The organism is Streptomyces sp. NPDC014734 (assembly GCF_043083325.1).
Classification (GTDB): Bacteria; Actinomycetota; Actinomycetes; order Streptomycetales; family Streptomycetaceae; genus Streptomyces.
In genome coordinates this window covers 1-2789 of sequence record NZ_JBIBYN010000062.1, presented here as the reverse complement: position 1 = coordinate 2789, position 2789 = coordinate 1, and the positions used below count along the sequence as shown (strand labels likewise).

The window sequence follows — 2789 nt, the reverse complement described above, 5'->3', positions numbered from 1 at the left end:
CGCCAACGCACCAGATCACCCGTCCGGTACATCCGCTCACCCGGCTCGAACGGACAAGCGACAAACCGCTCCGACGTCAGACCGGCACGCCCCACATATCCGCGCGTCACTTGGACGCCGGCAACGTACAACTCACCCACTACACCGACCGGCACCGGCTGGAGCCCGGCATCGAGGACGTACATCCGGGTGTTCCACGTAGGCCGTCCGATCGGCACGATGTGCCCGTCGTCGGCGCCCTGCCAGACGGAGGAGGCGACTTGGATGGTCGTCTCGGTCGGGCCGTACAAGTTGCAGAGTGCACTGCCCCAGGCACTGCTGACCTCGTCGGCGAGGTCAGGACGCAGCGCCTCACCACTGGACCAGATACGACTGATCGAGTGGGTGGCGGGCGGGTGGGGCAGGTTGGCGAGCAGGGACGGCGGGAACTGGGCGACGGTGACGCCGTTCTCCGCAATGTAGGAAACCAGCCGTTGGGGGTCGCGGATCACGTCGTCGGGGGCCACACAGACCGCGGCGCCGGACAGCAGCGGGAACCAGATCTCCAGCCCCACTGAGTCGAAACGCACCGAGGTGCGGAACAGCAGCACATCATCCGCTCCGACCGGGTGGGTGTCCTTCATCCACTGAAGGTTGTTGACCAGGCCACGGTGCTCGACCATCACGCCCTTCGGCCGGCCGGTGGAACCCGAGGTGTAGATGACATACAGCCGGTTGGCCGGGGTCAGCGGGGCCCTACGATCCACGTCCGACAGGTCGGCGGTGGACTGCCGGGCGACCGCGGCGCGGGTCTCCTCGTCATCGATGACGAGGAACGGGATCTCAGGGTCCGGAGTCGGGAGCGTGCTTCCGCTGGAGACGAGTGCCAGTACAGGCCGCGCGTCACTGAGCGTGTACCTCAATCGCTCGGCCGGGTCGTCGGGATCCAGCGGAAGATACGCACCGCCGGCCTTGATCACCGCAAGCAGCCCCACGATCGTGTTGGCAGAGCGCGGCAGGGCCACCGCCACCACCTGCTCGGGACCGACGCCCGACGCGACAAGGTGGCGGGCGAGCTGGTTGGCCCGCGCGTTCAACTCGGCGTAGGTCAGAGTCGCACCGTCGAACAGCACAGCGGTGGCGTCGGGAGTGCGCCGCACCTGCGATGCGAGCAGGCTGACCATGGTCTCCTGGGTGACCTCGGTCTTGGTGTCGTTCCAGTCGGCCAGCACCTGCCGTCGCTCGGTTGGCGTCAGCAGGCCGGCCCTGCTGATCGGCTGGACCGGGACGCTCAGCGCCTGTTCCAGGAGGCGTATCCATCGCTCGAAGAGACGCTCGACCGTGGACCGGTCGAACAGGTCCGTGGAGTACTCGACCACGCTCTCGATGCCAACGGGGTTCCCCACCGAGTCATGCCGCTCGGTGAGCGAGAGGAGCATGTCGAACCGCGAGGTGCCAGGATCGACCTCGGTTGTGCGGACCATCAGCTCCGGGAGGCTGAAATCGCCTTGGTCTGTGTTCTGAAGGACCAGGGCGACCTGGAAGAGGGGGTGGTGAGAGGTCGATCGATGGGGGTTGAGCAGCTCCACCAGGTGCTCGAACGGAACGTCCTGGTGGGCGTAGGCGGCCAGGCTCGCCTCGCGGACCCGTCCCAGCAGCTCCTCGAAGCTCGGGTCTCCGGAGGTGTCCGTCCGCAGCACAAAGGTGTTCACGAAGAGGCCGACCAGATCATCAAGCGCCTCATCCGTACGGCCGGCGACACCACTGCCCAGCGCGATGTCGGTGCCCGCGCCGAGGCGCGTGAGCAACGCCGCCATACCGGCCTGCAACACCATGAAGACCGTCGCACCCGACGCACGCGCCAGATCCGCCATCCGTCGGTGCAATTCCCCGTCGACCTGGAACGTGGCGCAGGCGCCTTCGTACGAGGCGGTCGCGGGCCGGGGCCGGTCGGTGGGGAAGGTCACTTGCTCGGGCAGGTCACGCAGTTGCTGCCGCCAGTAGCGAACCTGTCGACCGAAAAGGCTGTCCGGGTCGTCCTCGCCCCCGAGCAGTTCACGCTGCCACAGGGTGTAGTCGGCATACTGCACCGGTAGGTCGGACCACTGCGGGACAGCCTCCTGCGCACGCGCCGTGTAGGCGGCGACGACATCGCGCGCCAGCGGGCCCATCGACCAGCCGTCGGCGGCGATGTGGTGCAGCAACAGCAACAGAACGCTTTCGTTGCGGTCCACGACGAAGAGGCGGGCACGGACCGGTATCTCGGAGGAGAGGTCGAACTCGTAACGGGCCGCCTCTTCCAGGGCGGTCGGCACATCCGCCGAGGAGACCGACCGGCATTCCCAGCCGAGCTCGGCATCCGCGGTGGCCAGCACCTTCTGCCGCGGCTCGCCGTCGATTTCGGGAAAGACGGTGCGCAGCGACTCATGCCGGGCGATCACATCGAGCAGCGCGGTGCGCAGCGCCTCGGCGTCCACGGTGCCCGTCAGACGGAATGCCAGCGGCATGTTGTACGTCGCGGACCGGCCCTCAAGCTTGTGCAGGAACCACAGGCGGCGCTGGGCGAACGACAGCGGCACGACCTCCGGCCGATCCACCGCGACCAGGGCCGCACGGCTCCGGTTGTCGTGGTCCAGCCGCTCCACCAGCTGAGCCACTGTACGCGCTTCGAAGACGTCCTTGATCGGCAGTTCCGCTCCGAGAACGGTGCGGATGCGGCTGACGAGGCGGGTGGCGAGGAGGGAGTGGCCGCCGAGGTCGAAGAAGCTGTCGTCGATCCCGACCCTGTCCACGCCCAGCACCTCGGCGAA

At 67.7% G+C, this 2789-nt stretch carries 1 protein-coding gene; it reads right to left on the bottom strand.

Annotated features, from left to right (window positions below):
• Window positions 1-2789: amino acid adenylation domain-containing protein (locus tag ACF1CT_RS37325; protein ID WP_391788485.1), on the bottom strand; the 2789-nt coding region annotated here is incomplete at both ends.